This window comes from Methylobacterium sp. DB0501 (genome assembly GCF_011043735.1).
Taxonomy (GTDB): Bacteria; Pseudomonadota; Alphaproteobacteria; order Rhizobiales; family Beijerinckiaceae; genus Methylobacterium; species Methylobacterium alsaeris.
The window spans coordinates 203294-227366 of sequence record NZ_JAAKGV010000003.1; the positions used below are offsets into that span (position 1 = coordinate 203294).

23 protein-coding genes and 1 pseudogene are annotated in these 24073 nt (G+C 71.2%); 5 read left to right on the forward strand and 19 right to left on the reverse strand.

Going from position 1 to position 24073, the window contains the following annotated elements; genetic code table 11:
- Positions 1–13 precede the first annotated feature (13 nt).
- Both G4G93_RS06605 and G4G93_RS06610 read right to left on the reverse strand, forming a co-directional pair.
- Entirely contained in the window at positions 14–736 is a 723-nt protein-coding gene (locus G4G93_RS06605; RefSeq protein WP_165082433.1) for a sigma-70 family RNA polymerase sigma factor, read from the reverse strand.
- Positions 737–852: 116 nt separating this feature from the next.
- On the reverse strand, positions 853–1644 hold the full coding sequence (locus G4G93_RS06610; protein WP_165082435.1) for a class II glutamine amidotransferase: 792 nt from the start codon (positions 1642–1644) through the stop codon (positions 853–855).
- Between the two features lie 207 nt (positions 1645–1851).
- Between G4G93_RS06610 and G4G93_RS06615 the strand changes: the two genes are divergently transcribed.
- Complete coding sequence (locus G4G93_RS06615; RefSeq protein WP_165082437.1) at positions 1852–3348, forward strand: NCS1 family nucleobase:cation symporter-1; 1497 nt, start codon at positions 1852–1854, stop codon at positions 3346–3348.
- Between the two features lie 10 nt (positions 3349–3358).
- Here G4G93_RS06615 and G4G93_RS06620 read toward each other — a convergent pair whose 3' ends face one another.
- The 14 genes from G4G93_RS06620 to G4G93_RS35490 form a co-directional block, all read right to left on the reverse strand.
- Positions 3359–4027: a TetR/AcrR family transcriptional regulator gene (locus G4G93_RS06620; protein WP_165082439.1), complete on the reverse strand. Its 669-nt coding sequence runs from the start codon at positions 4025–4027 to the stop codon at positions 3359–3361.
- Positions 4028–4102: 75 nt separating this feature from the next.
- Positions 4103–4402 (reverse strand): oxidase, encoded by a 300-nt coding sequence (locus G4G93_RS06625; protein WP_312891757.1) that lies wholly within the window; start codon positions 4400–4402, stop codon positions 4103–4105.
- Positions 4403–4413: 11 nt separating this feature from the next.
- Entirely contained in the window at positions 4414–5070 is a 657-nt protein-coding gene (locus G4G93_RS06630) for a cytochrome c oxidase subunit 3 (RefSeq protein ID WP_206289598.1), read from the reverse strand.
- Between the two features lie 2 nt (positions 5071–5072).
- Positions 5073–6749 carry a cbb3-type cytochrome c oxidase subunit I gene (locus tag G4G93_RS06635; RefSeq protein ID WP_165082443.1) on the reverse strand — a complete coding sequence of 559 codons (1677 nt, stop codon included), beginning with the start codon at positions 6747–6749 and terminating at the stop codon, positions 5073–5075.
- The gene (gene coxB, locus G4G93_RS06640) at positions 6746–7714 is read right to left on the reverse strand and encodes a cytochrome c oxidase subunit II (RefSeq protein ID WP_165082445.1); all 969 of its coding nucleotides are present in this window, start codon (positions 7712–7714) and stop codon (positions 6746–6748) included. The genes G4G93_RS06635 and coxB overlap by 4 nt, the downstream gene beginning before the upstream one ends.
- The gene (locus G4G93_RS06645) at positions 7711–8223 is read right to left on the reverse strand and encodes a hypothetical protein (protein WP_312891759.1); all 513 of its coding nucleotides are present in this window, start codon (positions 8221–8223) and stop codon (positions 7711–7713) included. Before G4G93_RS06645 ends, coxB begins: the two co-directional genes overlap by 4 nt.
- Entirely contained in the window at positions 8220–9278 is a 1059-nt protein-coding gene (locus G4G93_RS06650) for a hypothetical protein (protein ID WP_165082447.1), read from the reverse strand. Before G4G93_RS06650 ends, G4G93_RS06645 begins: the two co-directional genes overlap by 4 nt.
- Positions 9275–9859, reverse strand: a complete 585-nt coding sequence (locus G4G93_RS06655) for a cytochrome c (protein WP_312891760.1) — start codon at positions 9857–9859, stop codon at positions 9275–9277. Before G4G93_RS06655 ends, G4G93_RS06650 begins: the two co-directional genes overlap by 4 nt.
- Positions 9856–11850 carry a quinol:electron acceptor oxidoreductase subunit ActD gene (locus G4G93_RS06660; RefSeq protein ID WP_165082449.1) on the reverse strand — a complete coding sequence of 665 codons (1995 nt, stop codon included), beginning with the start codon at positions 11848–11850 and terminating at the stop codon, positions 9856–9858. The genes G4G93_RS06655 and G4G93_RS06660 overlap by 4 nt, the downstream gene beginning before the upstream one ends.
- The gene (locus G4G93_RS06665) at positions 11847–14834 is read right to left on the reverse strand and encodes a TAT-variant-translocated molybdopterin oxidoreductase (RefSeq protein WP_165082458.1); all 2988 of its coding nucleotides are present in this window, start codon (positions 14832–14834) and stop codon (positions 11847–11849) included. Before G4G93_RS06665 ends, G4G93_RS06660 begins: the two co-directional genes overlap by 4 nt.
- A complete protein-coding gene (locus G4G93_RS06670) occupies positions 14831–15490 on the reverse strand; it encodes a cytochrome c3 family protein (protein WP_165082460.1) in 660 nt (219 codons plus the stop codon). Before G4G93_RS06670 ends, G4G93_RS06665 begins: the two co-directional genes overlap by 4 nt.
- Positions 15491–15742: 252 nt before the next feature.
- On the reverse strand, positions 15743–16225 hold the full coding sequence (locus G4G93_RS06675; protein WP_206289574.1) for a GNAT family N-acetyltransferase: 483 nt from the start codon (positions 16223–16225) through the stop codon (positions 15743–15745).
- Positions 16226–16248: 23 nt separating this feature from the next.
- Positions 16249–16857 carry a PRC-barrel domain-containing protein gene (locus G4G93_RS06680; protein WP_165082462.1) on the reverse strand — a complete coding sequence of 203 codons (609 nt, stop codon included), beginning with the start codon at positions 16855–16857 and terminating at the stop codon, positions 16249–16251.
- Between the two features lie 75 nt (positions 16858–16932).
- Positions 16933–17331: a hypothetical protein gene (locus G4G93_RS35490; RefSeq protein WP_206289575.1), complete on the reverse strand. Its 399-nt coding sequence runs from the start codon at positions 17329–17331 to the stop codon at positions 16933–16935.
- A 305-nt stretch (positions 17332–17636) separates the two neighbouring features.
- On the opposite strand from G4G93_RS35490, the gene G4G93_RS06690 reads away from it, so the two are divergent.
- The gene (locus tag G4G93_RS06690; protein ID WP_165082464.1) at positions 17637–17786 is read left to right on the forward strand and encodes a hypothetical protein; all 150 of its coding nucleotides are present in this window, start codon (positions 17637–17639) and stop codon (positions 17784–17786) included.
- Positions 17787–17938: 152 nt separating this feature from the next.
- Here G4G93_RS06690 and G4G93_RS06695 read toward each other — a convergent pair whose 3' ends face one another.
- On the reverse strand, positions 17939–18784 hold the full coding sequence (locus G4G93_RS06695; protein WP_165082466.1) for a PIG-L deacetylase family protein: 846 nt from the start codon (positions 18782–18784) through the stop codon (positions 17939–17941).
- A 5-nt stretch (positions 18785–18789) separates the two neighbouring features.
- Positions 18790–19744, reverse strand: a pseudogene (locus G4G93_RS06700) (beta-xylosidase).
- 144 nt (positions 19745–19888) lie between these two features.
- Here G4G93_RS06700 and G4G93_RS06705 point away from each other — a divergent pair.
- The 3 genes from G4G93_RS06705 to G4G93_RS06715 all read left to right on the forward strand — a co-directional run bounded on the left by G4G93_RS06705 (position 19889) and on the right by G4G93_RS06715 (position 23065).
- Complete coding sequence (locus G4G93_RS06705) at positions 19889–21298, forward strand: amidohydrolase (protein ID WP_165082469.1); 1410 nt, start codon at positions 19889–19891, stop codon at positions 21296–21298.
- 228 nt (positions 21299–21526) lie between these two features.
- Positions 21527–22303, forward strand: coding sequence for a ferredoxin--NADP reductase (locus G4G93_RS06710; RefSeq protein WP_165082471.1), 777 nt, complete (start codon positions 21527–21529; stop codon positions 22301–22303).
- Between the two features lie 39 nt (positions 22304–22342).
- Positions 22343–23065, forward strand: a complete 723-nt coding sequence (locus tag G4G93_RS06715) for an aspartate/glutamate racemase family protein (protein WP_165082472.1) — start codon at positions 22343–22345, stop codon at positions 23063–23065.
- 104 nt (positions 23066–23169) lie between these two features.
- On the opposite strand, the gene G4G93_RS06720 is transcribed toward G4G93_RS06715, so the two are convergent.
- A complete protein-coding gene (locus tag G4G93_RS06720; protein WP_165082474.1) occupies positions 23170–24072 on the reverse strand; it encodes a polysaccharide deacetylase family protein in 903 nt (300 codons plus the stop codon).
- Position 24073: the final 1 nt, after the last annotated feature.

A 24073-nucleotide genomic window follows, 5' to 3' on the forward strand; every position in this document is an offset into this window, starting at 1 on the left:
TTGGGTGCCCGGGTCAGGCGTCCTTCGGCATCGCCGACTGGATCAGCCGGTCGGTGCCGAGATCTTCCTCGTCGTAGCCCAGAAGTTCCGCCAGCCGGCCGCGGGCGCGGCTGACCCGGCTCTTCACGGTGCCGACCTTGCAGCCCATGATCGCCGCCGCCTCCTCGTAGGAGACGCCCTCGGCGCCGACGAGCACCAGGGCCTCGCGCTGGTCCGGCGGCAGCTTGGCGAGCGCGCTCTGCAGGTCCTCGACGTCGAGGCGGTCGCCCTGGTGCGGAGCGGTGGCGAGCCGCGCCGCGTAGGAGCCGTCCTGGTCCTCGACTTCGCGCACCCGCTTGCGGTGGTCGGAGTAGAAGATGTTGCGCAGGATGGTGAACAGCCAGGCGTTCAGGTTGGTGCCGGCCTGGAACCGGGCCCGGTGCTGCCAGCCTTTCAGGAGCGTGTCCTGGACCAGGTCGTCGGCCCGGGCCGGATTGCTGGTGAGCGAGAGCGCGAAGGCCCGCAGGGACGGCACCGCCTGGAGCAGCCCGTCGCGGAATTCCGGCAGGACGATCTCGCCCTGCGCCTTGAGCGCCGCCTCCAGGCGCGCGATCAGGTCGGCGAACCGGTTGTCCGGATCGGCGTCGCCCAGGGCCTCGTAGGTCGCCCGGAGCTGGGTGCCGAGATGCGACCGGATGCTGGCCGAGAGGCCGGGGCGCAGCTCGGCCGACGGATTCGGGGCGGTGTCTCGCGTCATGGCTCTCGCGTCTGCCTGCCTGAGGAGGAAGATGGGCCCGGGGGCCGCGACCGGAAAGGGCGAGCTTAGCGAGAAACGGACCGTAACGGATAGAGCCGCGACGCCACGGTGCGGATTCAGCCCCCGGCGCCGGCCCCGGCCTCGTCGCCGTCCGGCACGCCGAGGCGGAAGGCCAGCACTTCGCCCGGGGCGAGGTCGGTCCAGTTCTCGTCGCGGGTCAGCGGCCGGGTCGCCACCACGGTCACGATGTCGTCGGGCGTGGTCTCTTCCGCGAAATCGACCCGCCAATCCTCGTCGATGAGCGTCGCGGTGCCGAACGGCGCCCGGCGGGTGAGGGTGCAGAGGCGCTTGCCGCAATGGGCGTAGAGCGTGCGGCTGTCCGACAGGAGCATGTTGAACACCCCGAGGCCGTGCAGCTCGCCGCAGAGCTCGCGCACCGCCCCGTCGAGGCAGGTCGGCTTCGGCAGCGTGCTCCATCGCTCCTCGAGCTTCCCCAGCATCCAGCAGAAGGCGTGCTCGCTGTCGGTGGTGCCGACGGGCTTGAAGCGCCCGAGCTTGAGGCGCTTCACGCCCTTCAGCTGGCCGTTATGCGCGAAGGTGAAGGTGCGGCCCCACAATTCGCGGCTGAAGGGATGGGTGTTCTCCAGGGCCACCCGGCCGCGATTGGCCCGGCGGACATGGGCGATCACGATCCGGCTCTTGATCGGGTATCGCCGCAACAGCCGGGCGATCTCCGAGCGGGCGCTCGGCTCCGGATCGTGGAAGCTGCGGCTCCCGCGGCCTTCGTAGAACGAGATGCCCCAGCCGTCCTGATGCGGGCCGGTCTCGCCCCCGCGGCGCGCCAGGCCCGCGAAGCTGAAGCGGATATCGGTCGGGACGTTGGCGCTCATGCCGAGCAATTCGCACATGGAGGCCGTTATAGCGCCGCGCCGGTGAGCGGGGAGTGAACGACGCTGCCTATCCTTCGGGCAGGCGATGCCCGAAACCGGCCACCGACCCATCGTTCAAAGAGTTTGACCAATCGTTCAAAACCGGCATGCTGCTTGCGACGCCATGGCAGGGCCGACCCGATCGGCCTCACGCGCGCGTCCAATCGACAGCGGAGGAGACGACCCATGGCGACCATCCCGACGGCGGCTCCGAATGGGGCCGGTGCGGCGGATCACGGCGACGTCATCATCAAGCCGGCTTACGACGAGAATCTCGTCAACCCGGATCTGGCGCCCCTGCGCAAGCAGACATGGGGCGCCTACAACATCTTCGCCTTCTGGATGTCGGACGTGCACAGCGTCGGCGGCTACGTCACCGCCGGCAGCCTGTTCTCCCTCGGCCTCGTCAGCTGGCAGGTGCTGCTGGCCCTGCTGATCGGCATCGTGATCGTGCAGGTCTTCTGCAACCTCGTCGCCAAGCCGAGCCAGGTCTCGGGCACGCCCTATCCGGTGATCTGCCGCGCCTCGTTCGGCGTGAAGGGGGCGAACATCCCGGCGATCATCCGCGGGCTGATCGCGGTGGCGTGGTACGGCATCCAGACCTACCTGGCGTCGAGCGCCCTGATGATCGTGGCGCTGCGGTTCTTCCCCGACCTCGCGCCTTACGCGGACGTCACGAGGCACGGCTTCGTCGGCCTCTCGACCCTCGGCTGGGCCCCGTTCATGCTGCTCTGGGTGCTCCAGGCGCTGGTGTTCTGGCGCGGAATGGAGGCGATCCGGGTCTTCATCGACTGGGCCGGCCCCGCGGTCTACGTCGTGATGATCGCGCTCGCCGTCTACCTCGTCGCCCGGGCCGGCCTCGACAACGTCAGACTCACCCTCGGCGAGGTGAGGTATACCGGCTGGGCCGCCGTTCCGGTGATGATCAACGCCATCGCCCTCGTCGTATCCTACTTCTCGGGCCCGATGCTGAACTTCGGCGACTTTTCGCGGTACGGCCAGTCCTTCGCGGCGGTCAAGCGCGGCAACTTCTGGGGCCTGCCGGTCAACTTCCTCGGCTTCTCGATCCTGACCGTCGTCACCACCTCCTGCACCCTGCCGGTCTTCGGCCACCTGATCACCGATCCGGTCGAGACGGTGAGCCGGATCGACAGCACCTTCGCGGTGGTGCTCGGCGCCTTCACCTTCATGACGGCGACCGTCGGCATCAACATCGTGGCGAACTTCGTCTCGCCGGCCTTCGACTTCTCGAACGTCGCCCCGAAGACGATCAGCTGGCGGATGGGCGGGATGATCGCGGCCGTGGGCTCGATCTTCATCACGCCGTGGAACCTCTACAACAATCCGGCGGTGATTCACTACACGCTCGACGTGCTCGGCGCGTTCATCGGCCCGCTCTTCGGCATCCTGATCGCCGATTTCTACGCGGTGAAGAAACAGAAAGTGATCGTCGACGACCTCTACGTGATGGGGCCAGCCGGCGCCTACTGGTACGAGAACGGCTACAACGTGGCGGCGGTGACGGCAGTGGTGCCCTCGGCGCTGGTACCGGTGCTCTGCGCGGTGGTGCCGGGTCTGGAGGGGTTGGCCAACTTCACCTGGTTCATCGGCTGCGGGCTCGGTTACGTCACCTACAGCCTGCTGATGAAGCGCCAGCCCAGGCTGGTGACGCAGTCGGTGTGACGCTTGGCCGTCAGGCCTCGGCGTTCAAGCCGAGGCCGCCGAAGACGAGTTGCACGATCGTCGCCTTGGCGGCATCGTAATCCGCCTCCTCAAGCTGGCGCTTCTGCTTCATGATCGCCATCTGGCCGGAGAAATCGGCATAGGCCTGGGTCATCGCCCAGATGCAGAAGAACAGGTCGGCCGGGCTGATCGGATTGATCCGCCCGAGGGCCGCCCACTCGCTCACCCGCTCGCATTTCTCGATCAGGAGCGGCGTCGAGACCTTGTCGATGAACTCGCCGATGAACGGCGCGCCGCTGATGATCTCCATCGCGTAGATCTTCGACAGGAACGGGTGGTCGCGCGAGAAATCGACCTTCCTGTGAATGTAGCCGCGCAGCAGCGTCGCGAGATCGGACTCCATGTCGAGCGCCGCGAGGTCGCGCGCCCATTGCTTCATCGCGCGCTCCAGGATGGCGCAGTAGAGGTCTTCCTTGTCGTTGAAGTAGTAATAGATATGCGCCTTGGCGATGCCCGCCTTCTTGGCGATCAGCGCCGTGGTGGCGCCGCGCAGGCCGAAATGCCCGAAGATGAACTCGGCCGCATCGAGAATCTTGTCCTCGGCATTGGGAACCGGCAGCGACTTGCGGGCCCGGTCCGAGGGGCGCCGGATCTGGACGTCGTTCTTCTCAGGGGGCATGGCGTCCGGGGCCGATCCTCCGCAAGGCTGGAGCGGTGGTAGCAGGCCGGCGCGGCCGCGGCGAGGCCGATGGGGTCAGGATCGCGACAGGTAATCCACCAGCGTCATCGTGAACAGGATGCCGACCCAGAAGAAGCCGATGCCGGCGAACAGCTTCACCAGCGGCGGCTCGTGGCGGACCTCCATCGAGAACAGCAGGATCGTCACCACCATGGCGCTCGCCACCAGAAGCTCGACGATCCACACATGCGGGAAGGGGAGGGTGGCGCCCAGAGCCACGTTGATCCCGAGCATCGCCAGGAGCGCGCCGGCCGTCAGGACGGGCTCGCGCATGTGCCGCCAGAGGATGCGGCGCTCGTCGTCGGTGCCGAACACGAGGGGGCCTCCTACCGGTTGAGCACGTAGAGAATCGGGAAGGCGAGGATCCAGATCAGGTCGATGAAGTGCCAGTAGAGCCCGAAGATCTCGATCCGGTTCTGGTGCGCGGCCAGGAAACCCGGCCGGCTCGCCTGCCAGGTCATCACCAGCAGGATGGTGATGCCGGTCATCAGGTGGAGGCCGTGCAGGCTGGTCGCGACGTAGTACAGGTTCACGAACAGCCGCGAGGGCGGCGAATCCTTCAGCTCGTAGGGCCGGTCGCCGAGGAACGGCATCATGTGTTCCTGGTAATCGGCGTAGTACTCGTAGCCCTTGAGGCCGAGGAACAGCGTGCCGAGCGCGGCGGTGGCGAGCATGAACCGCACCATGCCGCGCGGCCAGCCGAGCCGCGAGAGCTGGATCGCCCCCGACATGGTCAGGCTGGAGCCGATCAGCACCACGGTATTGGTGGCGCCGATCCAGAACTTGAGGTGGCGCGCCGCCTCCTGCACCGCCTCCGGGTGGAGCAGGCGCAGGATGAGCGCGGTGAGGAACAGGCCGGCGAAGAGCAGGAGTTCGGTCAGCAGCCAGGCCCACATGCCGAGCACGGCGGCGCGCTTCTGCTGCTCCACCGTGGCGAAGTGCGAGACGAGCTTGACGCCCACAGGCGTCTCGGCGGCGCCCATGCTCACGAGTGCTGCCTCCCGGTCTCCCGCGCCTGGAGCGGGTAGTCGTAGGGCACTTTCGGCGCCACCGGCTCGGTGAGGAAGTTGTGGGCCGGCGGCGGCGACGGCACGGTCCATTCGAGGCCCTTGGCGTCCCAGGGGTTGGCCGGCGCCCGCTTCCCGAACCAGATCGAATAGACGAGATAGACCATCGGGAAGATGTAGCCGACCGCCAGGATGGTCGATCCCGCCGAGGACAGGATGTTGAGGAACTGGAATTCCGGCGGATAGACGTGGTAGCGCCGGGGCATCCCGAGATAGCCGAGGATGAATTGCGGAAAGAAGGTGACGTTGAAGCCGATGAAGATCAGGAAGGCGGAGATCCGGCCCCAGGCCTCGATATACATCCGCCCGGTGATCTTCGGCCACCAGAAATGCAGCCCGCCGAGGAAGGCCAGCACCGTGCCGCCGACCATGATGTAGTGGAAATGGGCCACGACGAAGTAGGTGGCATGGACGTGCTGGTTGATGGCGAGGGTCGCGAGGTAGAGCCCGGTGAGCCCGCCGAGGACGAACAGACCGATATAGCCCATGGCGTAGAGCATCGGCGTGTCGAGCTTGAGCGAGCCCTTGTGGATCGTCGCGGTCCAGTTATAGACCTTGACCGCCGAGGGCACCGCCACCGCGAAGCTGAGCACCGAGAACGCTACGCTGGCGAAGTCGCTCTGACCGTTGACGAACATGTGGTGTCCCCAGACGAAGAAGGTCACCGAGGCGAGCCCGATCGCCGCGTAGGCGACGAACTTGTAGCCGAACAGCTTCTTCTGGGCGAAGGCCGGGACGATCTCGGAGATCACGCCCATCCCCGGCAGCACCATGATGTAGACCGCCGGGTGCGAGTAGAACCAGAACAGGTGCTGGAACAGCACCGGATCGCCGCCATAGGCCGGATCGAACACCCCGATATGGAAGGCGCGCTCGGCGATGAGCAGGATCAGCGCCACGGTGATGACCGGGGTGGCGAGCAGGAAGATCAGGCTGGTGGCGTAGTGGGTCCAGACGAAGATCGGCAGCCGGAACCAGGTCATGCCCGGCGCCCGCATGGTGTGGATCGTCACCACGAAGTTGAGGCCGGTCAGGATCGACGAGAAGCCCACGATGGTGACGCCGATCAGCGCCGGCACCACCCAGGTGTTCGAGAAGGCGGTGGAGAGCGGCGTGTAGAAGGTCCAGCCGGTATCGACGCCGCCCAAGATCACGCTCGCCAGCGTGAACAGCGCGCCGGTCATGAACACGTACCAGGAGGCGAGGTTCAGCTTCGGGAAGGCGAGGTCCCGCGCGCCGATCATCAGCGGGATCAGGAAGTTGCCGAAGGTGGCGGGGATCGAGGGGATCAGGAAGAACCACACCATCACGACCCCGTGGATCGTGAACAGCTTGTTGTAGGTGTCGTTGGTGAAGACCTGCCCGTCGGGCACCACCAGCGCGAGGCGCACCAGCCCGGCCGTGACGGCGCCGATGACGAAGAAGGCGGTGATGCTGGCGAGATAGAGAAGCGCGATGCGCTTGTGGTCGGTGGTGAAGAACCACGAGCGCAGGGTGTGCTCGGCGTGGAGGTAATCCGCGTCGTGGCCGAGGCGGGAATCCGGGGTGTGAGGGTCGCGCAGGGCCGGCCCGTCGGTGATGGTGCCGCTGCTCATGGCTTGGCTTCCTGCTGCGCCGTCGCGCCTGAACTCTTCAGGTAGGCGACGAGACGGTCGAGGTCGTCGGGCGGGATCACGTTGCGGAAGGCCGGCATGACCTGCTTGTAGTCAGCGGCGAGCTTCTGCCGGTTCGGATTGAGAATCTTGTCGCGCAGGTACGTCTCGTCGGCCGTCACGGTGCGGCCGTCGGCGAGCTTGACCTCGCTGCCGTAGAGGCCGGCGAGCGAGGGCGCCCGCACCTTCGCGCCGGGATCGTGGCAGGCGCCGCAGCCGTAGGATTCGTAGACGACGCGGCCGGCCCCGGCCTGGCCGCCCTGCTGCGCGCCGGAATTCTGCAACCAGGCGGCGTAATCGGCCTGGGTCATCAGGGTGAGCGTCCCGTCCATCTTCGAATGGTCGGTGCCGCAATATTCCGAGCAGTAGAGCCGGTAGGTGCCGGTGCGGTCGGCCTTGAACCACATCTCGGTGTAGCGGTCGGGCAGGGTCGCCATCTGCATCCGGAATACTGGGAAGTACAAGTTATGGATCACGTCCTGGCTGATCATCCGGATCTTGATCGGCTGGCCGATCGGCAGGTGCAGGTCGTTGATCTCGGACTGGCCGGTCGGGTGCTGGAACTTCCACATCCATTGCCGGCCGATCGCCTCGACCACCATGGCGTCGCCCGGCACCTGCTTCGAGATGAAGAACAACCGGGCGCCCCAGACGAAGAAGATCAGGGTGAGCAGGAACGGGATCAGCATCCAGCTGATCTCGATCAGCACGCTGCGGACGTTGCCGTGGCTGCGGTCGGCTTCCTCGCCCTGGCGGTAGCGGATCGCGAACCATGTGATGGCGACGAAGACCGGCACCGTCAGCAGCAGGGTCAGGACCGTGAAGGCGAGGATCAGCCAGTCGGTCTCGACCGCGGTGCTGGACGCGGCCGGCGGCCAGAGCTGGAGCGCGAGGTCGGTCGGGTTCATCGAACGGGGGCTCCGGCGGCCGCCGGTGCGGGCTCGGGGGATGGATCGAGGGATTTGCCGGCGATCAGGCGCATCGCGCGCTCGACCGGGATCCGGGCGCGCCCGTCGGGCAGGGGAGCGTAGGTGGTGGTCTGGACCCGCTCCCGCGCCTCCTGGCGGGCGAGGTCCTCGTAGGGCGCGCCCTGGAGGTTGGGTGGCGGCGGCTGCACCTTCGCGGTCTGCTGCGGGGTGAGGGGCGGGGTGTCGGCGCTGTGCCAGGCGCCGAACAGGTGCATCATCAGCCCCACCGCCGCGATGGCGGCGGCGACGGAGGCCGCGAGGCCCGCGACCACGTAGGCCGTGCGGCGGACGTCGACATCCTCCTCCTCGAACCCTCCCGGGTTGTGCGGGCCGTCGTCCTGCGGCGCCGGCGGGGCGGGGCGCCGGAAGCCGGAGAGCCGCAGCAGGCCCGCCGCCGCGAGGGCGGGGAGCAGCGAGAGCGGGCCGCCGGGCTTTGGGGTGTCGCTCACGAGACGCGTCCCCGCAGGCGGCGATCCACCGGGCCGTAGAGGCCGCCGGCGACGCCCACCACGCCGATCACCGCGAGAGCGTCGGCCCAGGTGAAGCGGAAGGCGCCGCGGAAGCCCGGCGTGACGAGCCAGAACATCTCGGCCGCATGGAGCAGGAGGATCAGGAGGGCGATGCCGGCGAGGAGCGCCGGCCGGCCGGCATTGCGGCGCGGCACCAGGACGAGGGCGGCGAGCACCATCACGCCGACGCCGAGCCAGACGCCGAGGCGGCCCAGCGCCCCGTCGCGGGCGAGGTACCAGCGCGCCTCCTCGGGGAGGTTGGCCGACCACACGGTGAGGTACTGCGCGGTGTGGACGAAGCCCCAGATCGCCAGCAGCACCAGGATCGGGTCGGCGAAGGACGCGGCGGTGCGCTGGTCGCGGCCGGGCCGGCCGGAGGAATCGCGCGCCGCGATCAGCGCCGCCGCCGAGACGGCGAGGCCGGCCTGGATCGTCATGACGAGGAGGCCGATGGCGGTCGAGGCGAGGCCGGGATCGGCCGACTGCACCCAATCCTCCGCCGCCAGGGTGCCGGTGATCGCGTAGAGGATCAGGCCCAGGACGGCGCGCCCCCGGCGCTTGCCCGCCGCCGGGCTGCCGGGCTCCGCCGCGGGCTGCCGGAAGGTGTCGGCGAGCCAGAGCCAGACGGCCAGATAGGCGAGGCTGCGCAGGATGAAGAAGGCGGGGGTGAACCACGCGGCGGCGAAGGCGGTGCGCGGAGGAGCGCCCCGGTCCCACGGATAGAGGCCGTCGAGGCTGAGCAGCACCGGCAGCAGCAGCAGGCCGGCGATCGGCAGGAGGCCGAGCAGGCGGCGCAGGGAGGCCGCCATCGGGCCCGCGGAGAAGCCGGCGAGTTCGAGCCCCATCAGCAGCGGCAGGGCGCCGGCCGGCAGGGCGACCAGCACCAGCCAGGCGGCGAGGTAGGACGGCATCACCGGGCTGCCGGATGCCCCGGCGAGCGCGCACGCCGCCAGCGCCGCCACGCCGAGGACCAGGGAGATCGGGCGGCGGCTCATCTCTCGGCTCCCTGAGCGGCGGTGGTCGCGTCTGCGCGGCCGGCGGCGGCCGCGACCTCGGCCTGGTCCTCCGCCGGCAGGCTCGCCAGCGTCGCACCCTGGCTCAGCTGGAGCGCGCGGACATACGCGACGATGGCCCAGCGGTCGGCCGGCGGCACCTGGGCGCCGTAGGAGAGCATGTTGCCCTTCCCGTTGCCGATCACATCGTAGAGATGGCGGGCCGGCGCGGCGCGCAGCCGGGCCTCGTCGAGGGCGGGCGGGCGCGGATAGCCGCGCTGCACGATCAGGCCGTCGCCGAGCCCGGCGGCGCCGTGGCAGGGCGTGCAGAACACCTCGTAGCGCTCCTGGCCCCGCGCCAGCAGGGCCGGGGTGGCGGAGGCCGGCTGCGGCACCGGCCGGTCCGGGGCAGCGCGGGCGACGGTGCCGGGGGCGGGCAGGCGCATCGTCTGGTTCTGCGGGAAGAACGGGTTGCTGTCCCAGGTCCTGGACTTGGGCTGGCTCACCATGTTGGCCTGGTCGCAGGCCGCCAGCGAGAGGGTGAGCGAGACGCCGAGCGGGACGAGGCGGGCGAGGCGCGTCACAGCGGCACCCTCCGGACGGTCAGGGGCCGCCCTTGCGGGAGCCGTGCCAGGGCCTGCTCGATCCGGGCGGGATCGAAGCGGGGGCCGGCCGCCTCGAGGGCGAGGAAGAAGCGGTCCTCGCTCGCCCGCACGAAGCCGGGAATCGCGAAGGCCGGGTGGTTGAGCCGCGGCAGCCGGTTCTGGAACAGGAGCGACAGCACGGTCGTCAGGCCGCCGCAGAGCGTGCCGAAGGACACGCTCGGCACCAGGAACGCCTGCCACGAGAAGCGCGGCCGGCCGCCGACGTCGAACACGTAGTCGACGCCGCTGGCGTAGAGGCACATCGCCATGAAGGCGACGAAGCCCAGGAGCGCCGCGCCGAGGGCGAGCAGCGGCAGGATCCCGGCCGGGCGCCCGAGGAGGGTGGCGGCGCGGCCCATCGGCACCGGGCCGTAGGTCTCGATCCGGGCGCCGAAATCCCGCGCCTGCAGGGCCTTCACGGCGGCGGCGAGGTCGCCGGCATCGTCGAACTCGGCGCTCACGCCCCAGAGCGGCGCCTCCGCGGTCTCTGCGAGGGTCGGCGCCGCCTCGCCGCTCGGCCGCCCGTCCGGATGGCGCTCCGCGAAGCGCTTGGTCTCGGTGATCGACACCATCGGGAGGGTGCGCAGGCCCAGGAGCAGCAGGGCCAGGAACAGGCCGACGGAGCCGGCCAGCGTCGCCAGCCCCCACGCGCCCATCGAGTACGGATGGGCGGAGGAGGGCAGGAAGTCGTGGCTGAGCGTCACGATCAGCAGCATGAAGTGGTCGCCGAAGCTGCCGATCGCCGCGGCGACGCCGACGAGCGCCACGACGAGGCCGGAATGGCGGAGCTTCGCGAACCAGAACAGCTGCACCGGCAGCAGCGCGAAGACCACGATGAGCCAGAACGCCCAGGCATGCGAGCCCGACAGCCGCCGCACCAGCACCGCCCGGTCGTAGGCGTCGCCGTGGAGCAGGCTCGAGAAGATCTCGGTGGCGTAGCAGTAGGTCGAGGCGAGCCCGAGGGCCAGCATCAGCCGGGCCAGCAGGGCGATGTGGCGCCCGGTGATCAGCGCCTCGAGCCCGAGCGCCCGGCGCACCAGCACCGTCAGCGCCGCCGTGACGCCGACGCCGGACAGGAGCGAGGCGGCCAGGAACGTGACCGGCAGGAGGGTGTCGTGCCAGCCCGGCAGCACCGAGCCGGACAGCATCACCGAGGCCCCGGTCTGGAGCGAGACGACGAGGACCAGGGCGAGAAGGGAGAGGGTGTGGACGGCGAGGAGCCAGCGTTCCCAGTGCGTCGAGGCCCCGCGCCAGCCGAGCGCCAGGATGCCGTAGGCCTGCGCCTTCAGGAGCGTCAGCCGCCGGCGCCGGCCGCGGCCCGCCTCGGCGTCTCGGATCTCGCCCTGCACCGCCTCGAAGGCGCGGTCGCGCAAGGCCGCGAAGTCGGGCAGCAGCCCGACATACCACAGGCTCAGGCACACCCCCAGGAAGCTGACGATGTCGACCGCGTCCCAGACCAGCGGCGAGCGGAATTGCGGCCAGAGCGCCAGGGTGTTGGGGTAGGGCAGGGTCCAGTAGAACACCCAGGGCCGCCCGAGATGGATGATCGGGTAGAGGGCGGCGGCGGCGGCGGCCAGGATCGCCGTCGTCTCGGCGATCCGGTCGATGCCGGAGCGCCAGGCGGTGCCGGAGAGGCGCAAGGTCGCGGAGGTGAGCAGCGCCCCGCAGGCGATGCCGATCCACCAATCGTAGGCGACGATGTCGAGCGCCCAGACGACCGGGTTGTTGTTGTGCCAGATCCCGACGCCGTTCAGCAGCAGCCAGGTCAGCGCCGAGGCGAACACGCCCAGGAGCCCGCAGGCCCCCGCGAAGGCGATCCACCACGCCCGCGAGCGGGTGCGGGCCGAGGCGCCGGTGACGGCGCGGCCGATCGAGGCGAAATCCTCGCCGGCGCCGAGGAGTCCGGCGCGGGGATTCAGGGCGCCGCTCACAGGGTGCTCCCGGGCTTCGCGGCGGGATCCCCGGCGGCCTGCTCGACCAGCCGGGCGAGGTAGGTGGTGCGCGGCTTGGTGTTGAGCTCGGCGAGCAGGCCGTAATTGCGCGGGTCGGCCGCCGCGACAGCGACGTGGCTGCCCGCGTCGCGCAGGTCGCCGAAGGTGATGGCGCGGGTCGGGCAGGCGCCCTGGCAGGCGGTCTCGACCGCGCCGTCGGGGATCGGCGCGTGGTCGCCCCTGGTCGCGTCGATCCGCGCCGCGGCGATGCGCTGCACGCAGTAGGTGCATTTCTCCATCACGCCGCGGGCCCGGACCGTGACCTCGGGGTTGCGCTGCTGCTGCTGCACCGGTGCCATGTCGCCGGAATAGTCGAGGTAGTTGAAGCGCCGGACCTTGTACGGGCAGTAGCTCGAACAGGCCCGCGTCCCGACGCAGCGATTGTAGACCATGAGGTTCAGCCCCTCGCGGTCGTGGACGGTCGCCTCCACCGGGCAGCCGACCTCGCAGGGCGCCTGCTCGCAATGCATGCAGGGCACCGGCATGAAGTGGGTCTTCGGGGTGTCGAGCCCGCCCTCGTAGTAGCGGTCGATCCGCAGCCAGTGCAGCCAGCGGCCGAGAGCCACCTCCTCCTTGCCGACGACCGGGATGTTGTTCTCCGACTGGCAGGCGGTGACGCAGGCGTTGCAGCCGATGCAGGCATCGAGGTCGATCACCATGCCCCAGGCGCGCTCGGTCCCGTAGCGCCCGCCGGGCGAGGTCGGGGCCGGAGGATAGAGCGAGGGCAGGGCCTCGCGGGAGACGACCGGCGCCGTGGCGCCGACCGCCTGCACGCGGATGAAGTCGTGCCCCTCCATGGTGCCGTGATCCTGCGTCGTCACCGGCGGCGCCTTGCGGCCCGTCGTGGCGAGCGTCGCCTCGGCCAGGCGCCAGGGCGTGGCGCCGGGGCGGATCGGATAGGCGTCGTAGCCGAGCCCGTCGGCGAGCTGCTCCGGGATCCGGCGGCCGTAGCCGAGGCCGACCGTGACGGAATTCTCGGCCTGGCCCGGCAGGATCCAGACCGGCCCCTCGATCCGCCGCCCCTCGGCCTCCAGCGCGACGACGTCGCCCTGCGCCAGCGCCTCGCGCTCGGCGAGTGCGGGGCTCACCGCGATCACGTTGCCCCATACCGCCTTGGTGAGGGGCTTCGGCAGCTCCTGCAGCCAGGCGAGGTTGGCGAGGCTGCCGTCCCACACGGTCGCGTCGGGCCGGAACAGCACCTCGACCCGCCGTGCGGGCCCGGCCGGCGAGGGGGCGGGGCGGGCCGTGGCCGGGGCGGCCAGCAAGGCGGCGCCGACGGTCTCGGGCGCGAGCGCCGTGCCGGCCAGGAAACCGGCCTGCAGGAACGCCTCGCGCCGGGCGGTCCACGCAGCCTCGGTCTCGTCCGGCCGGCGCCAGTGGGCGTCGAAGAGGGCGCGCCCGTCCTTCGCCTCGGCATCGGTCAGGATCGACAGGATTTCCGGACCTGAGCGGCCGTCATAGAGCGGGCGGATCGTCGGCTGGATCAGCGTCACCGTTCCGTCGAGGGAGCGGGCGTCGCCCCAGGCTTCGAGCGGGTGGGCGAGCGGCAGGTTCCAGTCGCAGTGGAACGCGGTCTCGTCCTGGTAGAGCCCGGCATGGATCTTGAGCGGCACCCGACCCAAGGCCTCCAGGAAGCCGAGGTCGCCGGGCGCGTCGTAGACCGGGTTGACGTCGAGCATCACCAGGGCCTGCACCTCGCCCCGGCGCATCGCCTCCGCGAGGGCCGACAGGGGCTCAGGCTCGAGCACCGGCACCGGAGCGGTGTGGAACACCGTGCGGCCGGTATTGCCCAAAGCCCCGTTGAGGCGGTGGACCTGGGCCAGCAGCTCCGGCCCTCCTTGCGCGCCGGCGAGGACGATGCCGCTGCCCCGCGCCCCGTTCAGCGCCGCGAAGGCCTTGTCGCGCCAGGACGCGGCCGGGCCGTCGCCGGTCGAGGGCGCGCCGCCTCCGGCCTGGGCCAGGAGGTCGCGCACGAGGTGATCCAGCCCGTCCGAGCCGAGGCCGAGCGGCGCGTCGGCCTTGGCCGAGGTCAGGTTCGGGCTCGGGCCGGCATGGTGGAGGGCGAGGAGCCGTCCCGCGGCGGCGGCCTTGCGGCGGGCCTCGATCCAGTCCCGGGCCTGCCCGACCTGGCCGGGACCGGGATCGAGCAGGTCGCCGTCGAGCGAGACGACGACCCGGGCCTGATCGAAGCGCCAGCGGGTCTCGAGCGGCCGGCCGTAGGCGAGGCGGGCGCCGTCGTAGAGCGCGTCGCGCCCGGTGGGGGCCGAGACGTGCCAGCGCATCCCCGGGAAGTCGCGGCGCATCGCGGCGATCTGGGCGGCGAGCGACGGCGAGGTCACCGGACCGGTGACGAGGTGGAAGCCGCGTCCGCCGTCGGCCGCCTTCAGCGCCGCGAACCGCCCGGTCATCGCGGCCCGGAACGCCTGCCAGGCGCTCGGCCGGCCGAGATATTGCGGCGTCTGGAGCCGGAACGGGTCGTAGAGCCCGAGCACCGAGGCCTGTCCGAACACGTCGGTGCCGCCGCGGCTCCAGGGATGCTCGGCATTGCCCTCGATCTTGAGCGGGCGGCCGTTGCGGGTGGTGACCGTGATGCCGTTGGCGAAGCCGTCCGTCAGCGCGGCGGAGGCGTAGACGAGCGGCGCCCCCGGGACGATCCGCTCGGGCTGGCGGACATACGGGATCTCTTGCCTGCGCCCGTCCGGCTGTCCGCAGGCGGCGAGCCCGCTCATCGCGAAGGAGGCGGCCATCAGCTTGAGGAAGCCGCGCCGGTCGGGTGCGGCGGCGAGCCGGGCGGCGGCCGGGTACTCGGTGTCGAGGAAGGCCCGGAACTCGGGCGAATCCGCCACCGCGTCGAGGCTGCGCCAGAAGGCCGGGCCGTCGCCGGCGGCGAGGCGGGCGCGGAGCGCGCCGATGTCGTCGGTCATCGGTGGCAGATCCCGCATTCGGTCAGCCGCTCGCCGCCGCGGATATGGTACTGGCGCACCAGTTCCGGCCCGATCTCGGCCTGGTTCGCCGGCGGGCTCCAGGTCATGTTGAGGATCTGGTCCTTCGGCCGCACGTATTTCTCGGGGTTGCGGTGGCAATCGAGGCAGAAGCTCATCTCGAAGGCGTTGGCCCGGTAAGTGAGCTGCATGTCGGTCACGCTGCCGTGGCAGGTCGAGCAGCCGATGCCGTTGGTCACGTGGACCGAGTGGTTGTAGTAGACGTAGCCCGGCAGCTTGTTCAGGCGTGTCCAGACCAGGGGCTGGTCCTTGGCGTAGCTCGCCCGCACCGGCTCCAGCATCTCCGAGCCGGACCAGATCTGCGTGTGGCAGGTCATGCAGGTATGGGTCGGCGGGATGCCGGCGGTGGCCTGGGTCTCCACCGTGGTGTGGCAGTAGCGGCAGTCGATCTTCAGCTCGCCCGCATGATGCTTGTGGCTGAACGGCACCGGCTGGGCCGGCGCCACCCCGACGCCGGTGACGTACGAGGAGCGCACGAGCCCGGCCCCCACCACCGGCAGGGCCGCCAGGCAGGCGGCACCGGTGAGGAGGGCGAGACGCAGGAGGGCGTCGGCGCCCGGTGCGAAGAGCTGACGCACGGCGTCAGGCCCCGCCCTGGACGCGCGCCCGGCCCCGTTCGGCCGGGCATCCCCCGGCGGGACGTCCCTCGGAGGGGCATCCTGGGCCCGAGACGGAAATCACGCTTCGCACGCCGTCCTCGCCATGCCGTGGCCGCCCTGTTCGGAACGATGCTAGGCTAGGTGGCGCAGGGTTCTCCCACGGCCAGATGCCCCGGAGAGGCGAATGGCGCAGTGCGACAGCGTGGTCACATCGCGACCGCCGCCGCCTCGTCAGCCGGCATCGGCGGGCGTGGGGATCGCCCGCACCATCAGGGCCGCCCCGCCGCCGTAGCCCGGGGGCGCAGCCTGCGGGATCGGCCGGAAGCCGTGGCGGCGCCAGAAGCCTGCGGCATCGCCGACCGCGACCAGCACCGCCTCTTGCAGGCGGCGGCGCGCCGCCTCGCGCAGCATCAGCCCGACGACCGCGGCGGCCGCGCCGCGGCCCCTGGCCTGGGGGGCCAGCGCGACGTCGTGGATGCACCAGGCCTCCGCCGGCTCGGGCAGGGCGCCCACCCGCGTGTCGAGGTCCGGCACCGACCGCGCCCGCCAGGGATGGCCGACCGCGTAGCCGAGCAGGATACCGCCGCCCGTCAGGGCGAAGCAGCCCCCGGGGCACAGGCGCAGGCGCTCGGCCATCACCGCATCGTCCTCCGGGTAGTCCGGATGGATGCGCGCGGCGAGGTCCGAGGCGGCGGGGAGGTCCGGCGCCCGCAAGGGGCGCCAGTGCGGGGCGTCGCTCAGCGGGCGGCCTCGTACTTGAAGTCGGGTGCCGCCTGGAGCTGTACCTTGGTCAGCCGCACCTCGGCCTCCGCCACCGTGCCGTCGCCGGTCGCCAGCACGGTGGCGCGGCCCCGGGGCTCGGGTGCCGCGACCGAGCCGGTGGCGTCGTCGACGGTGCCGCTGCGCTTCTCCGGCACGGCGGCGAGGGCTTGGTCGGTCACCTGGGCGCCCGGCATGGTCTGCGGGCCGGCGGTCCGGGCCGCGGCATCGCCCGGCGCCCGGTCCGGCGTGGTGTGGGAGGGCGGCGCCTCGGCGGCGGTGCGGCCGGTGTTCCAGGCCAGCGTATCGAACGGCACCGCCACGGATTTCTGGCCGATGCCCAGGAACCCGCCGACGCCGATCACCACCGCGCGCACCCGGCCGTCCTCCGTGAGCAGCACGTCCTCGATCTCGCCGACCCGGACGTGGTCCATGCCGATCACCTTGACGCCGACGAGCTTCGAGGCCCGCAGGCTGCCGGGCTCCGGCCGGGTGAGGAATCCGACCGCCGGACCGGAGGCCGGCTGCTGGGCGAGGGCGGGCGCGGCGGCCAGCAGGGCGGCGAAGGAGAGCAGGGCGGCGCGCATGGCGAATCTCCGGACGGTCGGGTAGGATATCGGCGGCGGGGTCTCAGGCTCTCAACGGGGCCGGAGCGACGCGGTTCACCGGCGCAGCCGGTCGATCACCCCGCCCACGGTCGCCCGCGCCGAACCCGCCGCGGCGAGCACCCAGTCCCTGGCCCGCGCGACGACGCCCCGGGTCGCCCGCGCCGACGTTTGAACAGTGGCTTCCGCCTCCTGCGCCGCCAGCATCGCGTGGACGTAGGCGTCCTCCTGCGCCTTGCAGGCGGCGAGCGCCGCGCGCTGGGCCGCCCGCCGCTCCAGGCCGGGAGGCTGGCCGGAGAAGGCCTGGCGCACGCAGGCGTGCCAGCGGGTCTCGAGATCGTCGAGCCCGGTCTCCGCGACCGCCGCCGGTGCGCCGGCGCAAGCCAGCAGGAGCGGTGCAAGGCGCGCGCAGCCTCGCCGCAGCGTCACGGGCGCGACCCCGGCGACATGCCTCACGAACACTCCCGAAACCGGACGGCCGATGCGTCGCGCCGATCAGAACCCTAGGTCTCGGGCAAAATCGGGGCCGGGACCGACTTTGTGCGCTGACGCACACCGGGCACCGGAAACCGGTGGCTGGCGAGTGACGAATGTTGACATTCATCACTCGTCCGGTAGGTTGATGGACATGCGGCCGGGCCGGTCGCGATCCTCGGTTGAGCTCCGCCCCCTCGCTCCGCCAAGGACCGTCGACCGGCCCGGCCGTACCCGTTTGCGCCGTCCGGCTTTACGCGGGCCTGCGTTTCTGGCACCGCCCGGTCATGTCGTTGCGCGCCTGCCTCGTCCTCGCCCTGCTCACCGCTCTCGCGGGCCTGTCCTTGCGCCTCGTCGTGCCGGTGACGCCGGTCGACCAGGATTACCGGGATGTGATCGCGTATTACCGCGCGATGCCGGCCGGGGCAGGGCATTGAAAGTCGGTACAAGTCTTCCAGAATAAAGCGCGTCATACGCTTTCCGACTGATTGCGTCGTAACGCGGACAGCGGTTTCGCTCGGGCGCCGCGCGGGCTGGTGATACGAAATCCGGAAGTCATCGTCCGGATTTCGTATCAGACCGAAGCCGGTCACTCGCTCGTGGCGCCGATCTCCCGTCCTGCCGCCGCCGCCAGATCCCGGAACCGTGCCCCGTCGAGCCCCAGCCCCCAGGCCTCGTAGAGCAGCCGCCCGCCATTCGGCAGGGTGCCGAAATCGTAATCGGGCGCCTCGCGAAAACGCTCCAGCGCGATCGGGAAAAGGTTCAGGGACGCCGTTTGGCTGGCATGGGCGGCGAACAGCTCCGCCTTGAAGGCGCAATCCTCGGGGTCGAGATGGAGGGCGATCGCCCGCCGCGGCGGGTCCGCGGGCAGGAAGCTGCCGGCCTCCGGCCCGTCGGGGCCGGCATGGTGGAACGGCATCTCGATCACCGCGAGGCGATCCGGCCCGAGGAGCCGGCGGGCACCCTGGAGGGCCAGAGCCACGGCGTCGTGGTCCGGGTGGCCGCCCTCGCAGGCGTGGGTCAGCGCCACCGTGATGCCGCGCTCCGCGAACAGGCCGGCGAGGCGCCGGGCAAGGGCCGCGATGATCTCCGCCACCCCCTGGTCGGGATGCCCGAGGGCGATGCGCCGCTCCGCGGCGATGCCGGCGAGCGTCAGCGCCGCGTCGAGTTCCGTCGCGCGGGCCGCCGCGTAGGCGGCCGGATCCGGGAAGCCGTGCCTTGCCGCGTCCCGTCCGTCGCGGGGCGCGCCGTCGGTGACGTGGATCACCGTGAGGCCGGAGAGCCGCGGCAGCTGCGCGCCGCAGCCGATGCTCTCGTCGTCCGGATGGGCGACCACGAGGGCGGCGTCGTGCGCCGGAACCGGCCCGCAGGCCGGGTCGGCGAGGGCCGCCAGGAAAGCTTCAGCGGCCGGCGAGGTCGGGGCGAGGCGAATCATGGCCTTCAGATCGCCGGTTGCGGCCCGAGGGCCGGCCCGGGCCGGATCATCGCGGCGCAGGATTCGGCGAATTCCTCCTTCACCTGCGGCGGGCTGGCGTGGTGGGGGGCGATGCCCCGGTGCTCGGGGGGGAAGCAGAAGGTCACGGTCACGTCGAACTCCGCCAGGGCCTGCATCTGCCGGTCGAACCAGTCGAGGGCGTTCGGCCGGAACGAATCGGCCCAGGACAGGCCGGTGCGGAGATACGTCACCCCGAGCCGCCGCATCCAGGCCACCGCCTCGTCGAGGCGGTGATCCTGATAATGGAACCACTGGCCCAGGCCCAGGGCCGGGGTGCGACGGGCGAAATGCGCCAGCGCGGGCGTCGGCGTCCCGTCCTCGCGCACCAGCCCCCATGTCGAAGTGCCGGTCGTACGAGGAGCCCTCCGCCTCCCTGTGCCTTGTTGTGGCGCCCCAGGCCTGCGGCAGGCCGTAGAGGCTGTACCGGTGGATGCGCGGCGCCCGGCCGACCGGCCGCTCGGCGGTGCGGTCGACCCCGAAGACCGGCGCCTCCTCGGCGCCGAAGGTCGAGACGCCGGCCTCGGTGACCCAGATCGGCCTCGACGTCACCGCCCGGATCTCGGTGAGCTTGGCCGGCCGCTCGTCGATCTGCCACAGGTTCCAGCCGAGCGGGAAGCCGTGCACCGCCACCACGTCGACGTGGTCGAGGGCGCGTCTCCCGTCGAGCGGGCGGATGAAGGTCGGGTCGACCGGCGAGATGCCGCCCGGAACCGTCGGCAGGTGCGGCGCTTCCGCCTTCAGGGCTCGCGCCGCGCAATCGAGGGTACCGGCGAAGAGCGCCCAGCCCGGATCGATCTCGGGATCCCTGTGCGACTTGGTGCTGGGCTCGCTCCAGATCATCGCCGCCCCGATCGTGCGAGCCTCGGGCTTAAACGGGCAGGGCGTATGATGGCCTGTCATGGCCGCGGGGCGGGCGGCACGCAAGCCGCCGGCCGTCCGATCCGCCTGCCGTCCCTGGCCCCGACCCCGGACCGGGTCTATCGTGGGGCGAGATCGAATGTCCCGTCGGCGAGGCTCCGGCGGGCCGGCACGGGGAGGACCGCCATGCTTCGCATCGGGCTGCGCAAGGCGAGAGGGTTTCGGGCGGAGAGCGTCGCCGGGGACGGCGTCGCGCCGGGGCGGCGGGCGCTGCTCAGGGGCGCCTGCACCTGCGCGGCCCTGGCCTTCCTGCCCCGGACGGCCCCGGCCCAGGCCGCGGATGCGGCGGCCCCCGCCCGGCCGGTCCACGGCGATCTCGACGCTGCGGCGCGCGAGGTCGAGGCGGCGATGATCGCCTGGCGGCGCGACATCCACGCCAACCCGGAACTCGGCAACCGCGAGCACCGCACCGCCGCCCTGGTCGCCCGGCACCTGCGCGGCCTCGGCTACGAGGTGAAGGAAGGCGTCGGCCGCACCGGCGTGGTCGCGGTGCTGACGGGCGGCGGCGGTCCGGGTCCGGTCGTGGCGCTGCGGGCCGACATGGACGCGCTGCCGGTGCGCGAGGAGGTCGATTTGCCCTTCGCCTCGAAGGCCCGGGCCGAGTGGGGCGGCCAGGAGGTCGGGGTGATGCATGCCTGCGGCCACGATTGCCACGTGGCGATCCTGATGGCGGCGGCCCAGGTGCTCGGCGCGCAGCGCGCCCGCCTGCCCGGCACGATCAAGCTGCTGTTCCAGCCGGCCGAGGAGGGCACGGTCGGGCAGGGCGTCTCCGGCGCCCGCCTGATGGTGGAGGAGGGCGCGATGCGCGACCCGAAGCCCGACATGGTGTTCGGCCTGCACGTCTCGAGCGCGCTGCCGGTGGGCAGCGTCGGCTACCGGCCCGGCAACGCCATGGCGGGGTCGGACCGGTTCCAGATCAAGGTGACCGGGCGCCAGACCCACGGCGCGATGCCGTGGAACGGCGTCGACCCGATCGTGATCGGCTCGACCATCGTCACGACGCTCCAGACCGTCGTCAGCCGCGAGACCGACGTCGCGCGCAGCCCCGCGGTGCTCAGCGTCGGCATCTTCAAGGGGGGATTGCGCAACAACATCATCCCGGAGACCGCCGAGCTCGAGGGCACGCTGCGGACCTTCGGCGAGACGCAGCGCGCCACCGCCAAGCGCCGCGTCACCGAGATCGCCCAGTCGATCGCCACCGGCATGAACGGCAAGGCCGAGGTGACCTGGGACGAGAACGGCTATCCGCCGCTCCACAACGACGCTGCGCTCTCCGCGCGCTCCGCCCCGACGCTGACGCGCCTCTTCGGCGAGCAGGCGCGCCTCGTCGATCCCGCCATGGCGAGCGAGGACTTCCCCTACTTTGCGCGCGAGGCCCCCGGCTTCTTCTACTTCGTCGGCATCACGGCGCCGGGCACCGACCCCGCCAAGGCGGCGCCCAACCACTCGCCGCGCTTCCGCGTCGACGAGGCCGGGCTGATGACGGGGCTTCGCGCCACCCTGCATCTGGTGGCGGACGCGACCGGCATGGCGTGAGTCCTCGATCCCTCGGTTTTGCCGCCTTTGCCGCGACGAACCGGTATCCACGTCGACCGGAAATGCTCTGGAAGCATTCCGAAGAACAGACGGTTTTCCCTGCGGCTTGACGGCCACGCAGACCCCGCTTGTGCGGCGACGCCTTGACGGCGATGCCGCACCTGCGAGATGACCGCTCCCAAACCGAGAACCGTCGACCCGTCGAACGCCTTCAGGATTCCTGGCACGATGAGCAACTTCAACGAGGAGCGCGTCCTGTCCGTCCACCACTGGACCGACTCGCTCTTCAGCTTCCGCACCACCCGCGACCCGTCGTTCCGCTTCCGCAACGGCGAGTTCACCATGATCGGCCTCAAGGGCGAGGGCGCCAAGCCGCTCCTGCGCGCCTACAGCGTGGTCAGCGCCAATTACGAGGACGAGCTGGAGTTCTTCTCCATCAAGGTAGCCAACGGCCCGCTCACCTCGAAGCTGCAGCACCTCAAGGTCGGCGACCCGATCGTGGTCAGCCGCAAGGCCACCGGCACCCTGGTGCTCGACAACCTGATGCCCGGCCGCCACCTCTACCTGCTCGGCACCGGCACCGGCCTCGCGCCGTTCCTGGCGATCATCAAGGACCCGGAGACCTACGAGCGCTTCGAGAAGGTGATCCTGGTCCATGGCTGCCGCCACGTCCAGGAGCTCGCCTACGGCGAGACGATCACCGAGACGCTGCCGAACCACGAGCTGATCGGCGAGATGGTCCGCGACCAGCTGATCTATTACCCGACCGTGACCCGCGAGCCGTTCCGCAACCGCGGCCGCATCACCGACCTGATGACCTCGGGCAAGCTCTTCTCGGATATCGGCCTGCCGATGATGTCGCGGGAGGCCGACCGCTTCATGCTCTGCGGCAGCCCCGACATGATCCGCGACACCCGCGACCTGCTCGCCGGCGCCGACTACGTCGAGGGCAACCACGGCGAGGCCGGCCACTACGTGATCGAGAAGGCCTTCGTCGAGAAGTAGCCGCGTGGTACGCGGGATGCGCGAGGAGTTCATCCGTCTTTGCGCATCCTGCTGATCAATCCCAACACCACCGCCTCCGTCACCGAGCAGGCGGCCACGCATGTGCGGCGCCTGATCCCGGCCGAGATCGTGCCGGCGACCGGCCGGTTCGGCGCCCGCTACATCGCGAGCCGCGCCGCCGCCGCGATCGCCGGCCATGCCGCCCTCGACGCGCTCGCCGCCAACGTCGCCGGCTGCGACGCGGTCTACCTCGCCTGCTTCGGCGATCCGGGGCTTCTCGCCCTCAAGGAAGTCTCGCCGGTGCCGGTCGTCGGCATGGCGGAAGGGGCGATGCACCTCGCCTGCACGCGGGGACGCCGCATCGGCATCGTCACCGGCGGCGTGCTGTGGAAGCCGATGCTGACCGAATTCGTGGCGATGCTCGGCCTCTCCGAGCGTCTCGCCGGCATCCGCACCGTCGCCCCCACCGGCGGCGAGATCGCCCGCGACCCCGACGCCGCCCTCGGCCGCCTGGCCGAGGCCTGCCGCGACTGCACGGAGATCGACGGCGCCGACGTGGTGGTGCTCGGCGGCGCGGCCCTGGCGGGCCTCGCCGAGCGGGTGCAGCCGCAGGTCTCCGTGCCGGTGATCTGCTCGGTCGAGGCCGGCGCGCGCGCGGTCATCGCGGCCGCGGGTCTCGCCGGGGCCCGGGCGATCCTGCCGGCGACGGAGAGCGTAGGGTTGGCGGAGGAACTGGCGGGGTTGCTGCGGGGCGGTGGCTGATTCTCGCATTCACCGGGCGGCAATGCGCATTCCCTCTCCCCGCGGGCGGGGAGGGGGGATTTCCCGCGTCGCATCCGGAAGCGTCGGCTCGAGCGAACGGGGCATCACCCCGGCACCATCCCCTCCGGCAACCCCATCGCGTGATCCGCGACGTCCCCCGCCCGGGTGATCCACACCTCGTCACGATGCGACGCGATATGCGCCAGCGCCCGCCTCAAGGGTCGCAACCGGTGCGGCTGGCCGACGAGGTAGGGGTGGAGCGCGATGCCCATCACCAGCGGCGCGGCGGACGACGCCGTCCGCATCTCCTCGAAGGTGTCGACGATCATCTCGGCGAACTGCCCTCCCGAATCCTTGCGCCCGACGATCGACGGGATGTCGTTCAACTCCTGCGGGTAGGGTACCGAGAGGAGGCGCCCGCCGCCCCGGGTTGAGAACCAGGTCGGCTGGTCGTCGTGGCACCAGTCGAGGAGGTAGCGGTAGCCGGCTTCCGCCAGCAGGTCCGGGGTCGTGCGGCTCTGGGAGATCCAGGGCCCGAGCCAGCCCGCCGGGGGCTTTCCCGCTTCCCGCGTCAGGATGGCGGTCGCCTCGGCGATCAGCGCCCGTTCCTCGTCCTCCGGCAGGGTGCCCTGGCGCTCGGCATTGCTGCGGCCGTGCCCCACCACCTCGTCGCCGCGATCGCGAAAGACGTCCATCAGGCCGGGGCATTCGGCGTAGATGCGGCTGTTGACCAGGATCGAGGCCGGCAGCGACAGTTCATCGAACAATTCGGCGAGGCGGAAGACCCCGACGCGGTTGCCCCAGTCGCGCCAGGCGTAGTTCAGCACGTCGGGCTGCGGCCCGCCCGGCGCCAGCTCGGCCCCGAGCCCGCCGCCGAAATCGAAGCACTCGACGTTGAGGGCGAGGTAGACCGCCAGCCGCTTGCCCCCGGGCCAGTCGTAGGCGGGACGGCGCGGCAGGGGGCTGTAGGCGTAGCGCCCGTGCGGCAGGCGGGCCTCGTCGCTCATC